This window comes from uncultured Campylobacter sp. (assembly GCF_938040115.1).
In the GTDB taxonomy this organism is placed as follows: domain Bacteria; phylum Campylobacterota; class Campylobacteria; order Campylobacterales; family Campylobacteraceae; genus Campylobacter_A.
The window spans coordinates 1-6232 of sequence record NZ_CALHXD010000315.1 but is presented as its reverse complement, the minus strand read 5'-3'; the positions used below and the strand labels follow the sequence as shown (position 1 = coordinate 6232).

Sequence of the window (6232 nt, the reverse complement as noted above, 5' to 3'; positions counted from 1 at the left end):
TGGGTGAGCTTTGACACGATGCACTTTGAGTATAGGCCTGAGTTTGGGCATTTGAGATAAATTTGACGGAGATTTTAACGATAAATTTGGGTGAAATTGGACTCAAATTTATCGTTACGTTTTGGCTAGCGGCCAGAATGTCGCCGTTTTGCCTTCTGTTAAAATTTGAGTTCTAATCAAAGCGGTAAGCGGCTTGTAAATTTTAAATTTAATGTTAGCCGCACGGTAACCCGTGTGTCAATTTTTTAGTTTAAGCAAATTTGACGAATTTGAGATTTTTTAAATTTCAAGCGGCAAATTTTTCAAAGTCGAGCTAGAAATTTGATACGCACAAATTTATAACAACTTTTGCGCTACTAGCTAGCAGAATTTTACTAACAAACTAAAGATGTTAAATTTTACCGCCTTATATTACCGCAATCTCGATACTTTTTACTTACAAACGCCTCTTGCAGCTCACTCTCAAACATCCGCTTGATCTGTCTTCCAAGTACGCAGTTGCCATCTCGCCAGGGGCGGCAGATCACGTTGCCTTCTTCGCCTGCGCTTAGGCAGACGCAGTTAAAATAACTCTTATCTGAAGCATTGTCCGAGATAAGGTAAACAAGCCCGTTTTCGGGGATAAAATTTCCCTCTGCAAGCCCGCGCGCTGTCGGCATTATCCTAATCGCCGCCCCGGCGTAAAATTTCGCACTGCCCGCTATATCTTTAACGTTTATCCACTCAGCCATTTTGCGCTTCTTTTTCTAAATTTAGCTCCGCAAGCGCGCTTTCACCAACTACCCGAACGCCAAGTTTTTTTAGCGCCGCTGCGGTTATCCCGTCGCCGCTAACGATCCGCCCGGTAAAGCTTCCGTCGTAAATCCATCCGCTTCCGCAGCTTGGGCTTCGCTCTTTTAAAATAGCGATTTTACAGCCGTTTTCGCGGGCAATATCGGCGCAAATTTGCGCGCCCGAAAGAAACTCTCGCGTAACGTCGCGGCCGCTAAATTTGGTTAAAACCCGTCCCTTTGAGCAAATTTCGGCAGGTTCGCGCGGGGTCGCTAGTCCGCCCATACTCTCCGGACAAACGGCGATTAGCTCGTAAATTTGTCTAAGTTTGGCAAGCTCGCCCGCGCAAATCGCGTCTGCGTTATTGCCGCCGTTATATTTGCAGTTTTCGCCGAGCAAACAGGCGCTGATTAAAATTTTGGGTTTATTTTTCATCGTTAGTTTTTTAATTAGTAAAACCTGTAGTGCAAAATCCTACTAATATAACATATTTCCCAAAAAATAAATACCTAGTAGGCCAGCCGCATATAAAAACCATAGCACATTTTCCTTAAAAGTTACCACTATTTTTTTAATCACTTCCGATAAAACGCTTGGGATACTTTTAAGATTGTTATAAACTTTTTTTGTGACTTCAATAAAAGCCTTTGGGGTGTTCAATAGGATTGCTATCAGTTTTTTCACGCTTTCAAATAAAGCCCTTGGAATGTTTGCTATAAATTTAAATACTGAAAGCAAAAAACTAGGTGTAGCTTTAGCGGCATCTATTACAAAGTCAACTGCATCAACAAGAAGTTCTATTGTTGACTTAAGCGTATAAAAAACAAGCTTTACAAGCTGTACGGGAGGCCATATAAATATATAATAAAGCCCCAAAAGAACTAAGCCTACTAGTGCAATAACGATATCAAGTATAAAAGGCAAAAGCCCTATAACTATAAGTATACCGATTATATGTAGCATTTTTGTTCCTATAAATTTTATATTGCCGTATCAAGCCACAATATTGTCAAAAACGAGCGCGAGAGCCCGGCAAATTTGAGCCTAAAGCCCGGCCTCTTTTTTGATCTTATCTATATACATCTGCCTTAACATCGGCACGTATTTGCCGATTTTGCCGCCGCTTATCGGCTTGCCGTCGGCCTTGACTACGGGCAGTAGCGGTAGCGTCGCAGCCGAGATAAACACCTCGTCGGCATCGTAAACGTCTTGCATCGTAAACGGTCGCTGTTTGATCTCGAGCCCCGCCTTTTCGGCAAAACCTAAAATCACCTTGCGGCGGATGCCCGGCAAAATCTCGTTTGAGAGCGGTTTGGTTATGAGGATATTATCTTTTATGATAAATGCAGACGAGCTAGTAGCCTCAGTCACAAAGCCGTTTTCGACCATGAAACCCTCGTATGCGCCGGCTTTTACGGCTTGTTCTTTAGCGTAGCACTGCGCCAAAAGCGAGATCGATTTGATGTCGCGGCGCTTCCAACGGATATCCTCGACGCTAACAACCTCGATACCGGTCGCGGCGTCAGGGTTTGCGACGATATCTTTTTCGTAGCAAAAGACGAAACAAGTCGGCTTTAAGCCTTTTATAAATTTAAAATCCCTATCGGCGACGCCGCGGGTGACCTGCATATAAACGCCGCCTTCTTTTAGGTTGTTCCGCCAAACGACTTCCTCTAAAACGCCCCCAAAATCGCTCTTTGAAAGCGGCAAGCTTAGCTCGATAGCAGCTAGGCTTCTCTCAAATCTCTCCCAAAAATCCTCTCTATCCACGAGCCGTCCGTTTAGCACCGGCACGACCTCGTATATGCCGTCGCCAAAGATAAATCCACGGTCAAATGCGCTAACCTTAGCCGCCGCCGCGTCTATAAATTCGCCGTTTAGATATACTATTCCGTTCATTTTTTCTCCTTAAAATTTAAGTAATTTTAGCTCAAATACTCTTAAAAAAGCGTTGCCTTAAGTCCAAATTTTAGCTTGGATTACGAAGTTTTTGATATAATTGAGGCTAAATTTAAGGATAATCAAAAAGATGAAAAATAACGCGTTAAAAAATTTAATCCTAGAAAATATCTTCGTTATCTCAAAGCAACCCGTGCTGTTTCGCGATCTACTCGAGGCAAACTGCCTTTTTAACGAAGGCATGTTGATTGATCCTGCTAAGCTAAATTTTAAATTTCGCTACGCAAGAACTTACCTAGTTTACGGGCTTTTGTGCTTCGTCGTGTTTTTTATTTTACTGCTTTTGACGCACAATCTTTTTACTAAACTCGATTTTCACCTCTCGATCGTTAGCGCAGTAGTTGGTACTTCGGCTGTTTTTATCGGGTTTGATATGTTTAAAATTTGGGCGAGAAAAGCCGTAAGCAAGGAGCTCATAAAAAAGGCTTGGAGCGTGCATTTTCCGTATTTTAGCTACGAAAAATACTCCACGAAAGTCGAGATGATCTACAACGAAGCGGTAAAAAACGAAATCCCGCGCAAGGACTTGGAACAGTACGTCCTAGAGCGCCTAGTCGCGCAGTCTGAGGCTGGGATTTAGTTATTGCAGAATAAGCGGGTCTAAAATTTGATTTTTGTATTTCATTCGCTCGAGTTTCAAACGAAGCTCTCTATTTTCTTCGAGCAAGACGTCGCGTTTGCCGCTTAGATCGCCGATTTCGCGACTGATGTAATAAATTTGATTTGTGATGTAAATTTTAGGCAAAAACAAAGCAAGCGCGATAAAAAGCCCCAGATACGCCGTCGCTAACGTTTTGTAGTCTAAATTTCGTTCCTTTTTTTGCTCGCCGCTAAACTCTAAAACCTCGTTTTTATCTTGCATTTTTACCTCTTGAAATTTTAAAAATCCTCATTTTCGCGCAGCTTGAGCGCGGATTTGCCTTGACTTCGGCAGCGCTTGGCGTTATTGCTTTTTTGCTAACGATTTTACCCAGCGCGTTATCCCCTCCGCACGTGCATCTAAGGGCCTGCGGCGGACAAATGCAGCTTTGTACCCACTGCCTAAATTTATTTTTCACGATGCGATCTTCTAGCGAATGAAAGCTGATTATCGCCACGATACACTCGTCGATCTGCGAATCCTCGATGCTTTGGAGCAAATTTTGCAGCTCACCTAGCTCGTTGTTTACCTCTATCCTTATCGCCTGAAAAGCTAACGTCGCCGCGCTAACGCTGCGTCCGTTTACGCCCTTTAGCCCGATTATTTGCGCGAGACGTTCGGCGCTTTTTATCTCGCCGCTTTGCCTGGCTTCTATGATTTTGGCGGCAAATTTGGCAGGACTAGGTAGCTCGCCGTAGCCCTCAAATATACGCTCTAGCTCTTTTGCGCTATAAAAATTTACAACATCGTAAGCTGAAAATTTAGCCTGCGCATCCATCCGCATATCTAAATTTTCGCTCTTTAAGCCAAAGCCGCGCTCGTTTTTATCTAGCTGTAACGACGAAACACCGATGTCGGCTAGGATGCCGCGAATTTGACTTTGCTCTACTTTGCCCAAAATTTCTGAAAATTTGCTCTTAAAAATTTGCGCTCTTTGGCCAAATTTTTTAAGTCTTTCGGAGCTAAATTTGATTGCTTCTTCATCTTGATCGCAGGCTATCAAATTTATGTTTTGATTTTGCTCTAAAATCGCGCTAGAATGCCCGCCGTATCCGAGCGTACAATCGACAATCACGCCGCTTTTTATATCCTCAAAAGCTTGCAAAACTTCATCAAGTAGCACGGGAACGTGTGGGGAGTTCAAATTTAGCCTTTATTTTTTGTGTATAATAACAAAAAAAGTTTATAAAAGGTTAAAATGGACTTAAAATACTGCGCAAGCGAGATCAGCAACATCGCTCTTTCGATGTTTAGAAAAAACTTTTTCGGCGTCTTTCACGGCTCTATTTCGGCTAGAATTCAGCACGACTCTTTTTTGATAAATAAAAGAACGACGATTTTTGACAATCTTAAAGAAGAAGATTTGATCATGCTAAACTCAAAAAGGGATTATCGCTGGAACGATGCGAGCATAGACGCGGACATCCACCTAAATATATACAAAAATATAAACGAAGCCAAATATATCTGCTACGCTATGCCGCCATACCTAACGGCTTATACTTTGGGGCATTCTTTTATCCGTCCGAGGGATTTTTTTGGTTATATCAAACATCACGAAATCCCAATCTATGACCCAAAACAGTTTGACGACTGGTATGAGCGTGCGGATACGGAAATTTATCGCTATATGTTAGAGAATAAAACTAACATAATGGTCATCAAAGGATACGGCGTATACGTACATAGCAGGACTCCGTATCAGCTCGCAAAAGACGTCGCGATCCTTGAAAATACGTGCAAATTGCTAAGCGTAGCTCGCCTTTACGAATCTGAACGAAACTAACATCTTTAAAAATGTTAAATATTTTGAAATTTTATCGATAAAAAGCGCGTTTTTAAGGTGATATTTACGATATTTCAGTAAAATAATGCATAAAATTTTTATAAATTTGAAGGAACTAGATGATAACTTGGATGCAAAAGCATAGAAAATACCTCGTCGTGACGATCTGGGTGAGCACGATAGCCTTCGTCGGAGCAGGCTTCGTCGGATGGGGAGCATACGATCTAAATGCGAGTAGAGCTAGCTCGGTAGCTAAGGTCGGACATCGAAATATAAGTATCCAAGAGTTTCAAAACAGATACGGTCAGCTTCACGCATACTATAGTCAGCTTTTTGACGGACAGCTAAGTGACGAAAATGCAAGCGAGCTAGGCATTGAAAATTTAGCTTTAGAGGCGTTAGTAAACGATGCTATGCTTTTAAATTTCGCAGATGACTTGGGGCTGGGCGTAAATGACGAAGATATAGTCAAATACATCATCGCAGACCAAAATTTCCACTCAAACGGCAAATTTGACAAAGAGCTTTACAAAAATACTTTAAAAAGAGCCAGAACCACTGAAAGTGAATATGAAGAAAGCCTAAAAAACGTGATACTTTTAGACAAGCTAAGACACGCTCTAAATTTACCTGCAAATGCTCAAGATATAGATATGCTAACGGCTAGCTTTTTGATGCAGGATAAAATCTCCATTAAGGTCGTAGAGGCTAACGCAGACGAAATAAAAATAGATGAAGATGCGTTAAAAAAACTCTGGGAAGAGCATAAGAACGAATATAAAACCATGACCGAATTTAAGCTTGATACCAAATTTATCCCAGCTATATCAAGCGATGCAAATACTAACGAGCTAACAGAATTTTACAACGAAAACAAAAACGAATATAAAGGTAGCGACGACAAGATAAAAGAATTTGAAGCTGTTAAAGATGAAGTACTAAAAGACTACAATCTCAAACAAACTAAAAAAGTCGCCCTTGAAGAGTATCTAAAAATTAAGAAAGACGAGAAGCAAGCGGACGTATCGATAGCTACATTTGAAGATAATGCAAGCTTGCCGATGGATGAGCTAAAA

The 6232-nt window shown here is 41.5% G+C and carries 9 protein-coding genes; 3 read left to right on the top strand and 6 right to left on the bottom strand.

The genetic code is table 11. The features are described from left to right. Positions 1 to 398: 398 nt before the first annotated feature. The 4 genes from Q0314_RS10695 to Q0314_RS10680 form a co-directional block, all read right to left on the bottom strand. Positions 399 to 731, bottom strand: a complete 333-nt coding sequence (locus Q0314_RS10695; RefSeq protein WP_298058875.1) for a hypothetical protein — start codon at positions 729 to 731, stop codon at positions 399 to 401. Continuing rightward, the gene (locus tag Q0314_RS10690) at positions 724 to 1206 is read right to left on the bottom strand and encodes a DUF523 domain-containing protein (protein WP_298058873.1); all 483 of its coding nucleotides are present in this window, start codon (positions 1204 to 1206) and stop codon (positions 724 to 726) included. The genes Q0314_RS10695 and Q0314_RS10690 overlap by 8 nt, the downstream gene beginning before the upstream one ends. A gap of 42 nt (positions 1207 to 1248) precedes the next feature. After that, the gene (locus Q0314_RS10685; RefSeq protein ID WP_298058872.1) at positions 1249 to 1734 is read right to left on the bottom strand and encodes a hypothetical protein; all 486 of its coding nucleotides are present in this window, start codon (positions 1732 to 1734) and stop codon (positions 1249 to 1251) included. A gap of 81 nt (positions 1735 to 1815) precedes the next feature. After that, entirely contained in the window at positions 1816 to 2670 is an 855-nt protein-coding gene (locus Q0314_RS10680) for a D-amino-acid transaminase (RefSeq protein ID WP_298058870.1), read from the bottom strand. Positions 2671 to 2800: 130 nt separating this feature from the next. On the opposite strand from Q0314_RS10680, the gene Q0314_RS10675 reads away from it, so the two are divergent. Continuing rightward, positions 2801 to 3310, top strand: coding sequence for a hypothetical protein (locus tag Q0314_RS10675; protein ID WP_298058868.1), 510 nt, complete (start codon positions 2801 to 2803; stop codon positions 3308 to 3310). Here the strand turns inward: Q0314_RS10675 and Q0314_RS10670 are convergent, their stop codons facing one another. Beyond that, positions 3311 to 3592, bottom strand: a complete 282-nt coding sequence (locus Q0314_RS10670; protein ID WP_298058866.1) for a hypothetical protein — start codon at positions 3590 to 3592, stop codon at positions 3311 to 3313. Next, positions 3582 to 4514: a 16S rRNA (cytosine(1402)-N(4))-methyltransferase RsmH gene (gene rsmH / locus Q0314_RS10665; protein ID WP_298058865.1), complete on the bottom strand. Its 933-nt coding sequence runs from the start codon at positions 4512 to 4514 to the stop codon at positions 3582 to 3584. The genes Q0314_RS10670 and rsmH overlap by 11 nt, the downstream gene beginning before the upstream one ends. 54 nt (positions 4515 to 4568) lie before the next feature. On the opposite strand from rsmH, the gene Q0314_RS10660 reads away from it, so the two are divergent. Both Q0314_RS10660 and Q0314_RS10655 read left to right on the top strand, forming a co-directional pair. Then, the gene (locus tag Q0314_RS10660; protein WP_298058863.1) at positions 4569 to 5156 is read left to right on the top strand and encodes a class II aldolase and adducin N-terminal domain-containing protein; all 588 of its coding nucleotides are present in this window, start codon (positions 4569 to 4571) and stop codon (positions 5154 to 5156) included. A 119-nt stretch (positions 5157 to 5275) separates the two neighbouring features. Continuing rightward, the coding region (locus Q0314_RS10655; protein WP_298058861.1) for a peptidylprolyl isomerase at positions 5276 to 6232 on the top strand (957 nt) is incomplete at its 3' end.

Excerpts from the sequence above, each read along its gene's own strand:
- Q0314_RS10685 (WP_298058872.1), bottom strand. The coding sequence starts at position 1,734 with ATGCTACATATAATCGGTATACTTATAGTTATAGGGCTTTTGCCTTTT.
- Q0314_RS10690 (WP_298058873.1), bottom strand. The coding sequence starts at position 1,206 with ATGAAAAATAAACCCAAAATTTTAATCAGCGCCTGTTTGCTCGGCGAA.
- Q0314_RS10675 (WP_298058868.1), top strand. The coding sequence starts at position 2,801 with ATGAAAAATAACGCGTTAAAAAATTTAATCCTAGAAAATATCTTCGTT.
- Q0314_RS10660 (WP_298058863.1), top strand. The coding sequence starts at position 4,569 with ATGGACTTAAAATACTGCGCAAGCGAGATCAGCAACATCGCTCTTTCG.
- Q0314_RS10680 (WP_298058870.1), bottom strand. The coding sequence starts at position 2,670 with ATGAACGGAATAGTATATCTAAACGGCGAATTTATAGACGCGGCGGCG.
- Q0314_RS10695 (WP_298058875.1), bottom strand. The coding sequence starts at position 731 with ATGGCTGAGTGGATAAACGTTAAAGATATAGCGGGCAGTGCGAAATTT.
- Q0314_RS10670 (WP_298058866.1), bottom strand. The coding sequence starts at position 3,592 with ATGCAAGATAAAAACGAGGTTTTAGAGTTTAGCGGCGAGCAAAAAAAG.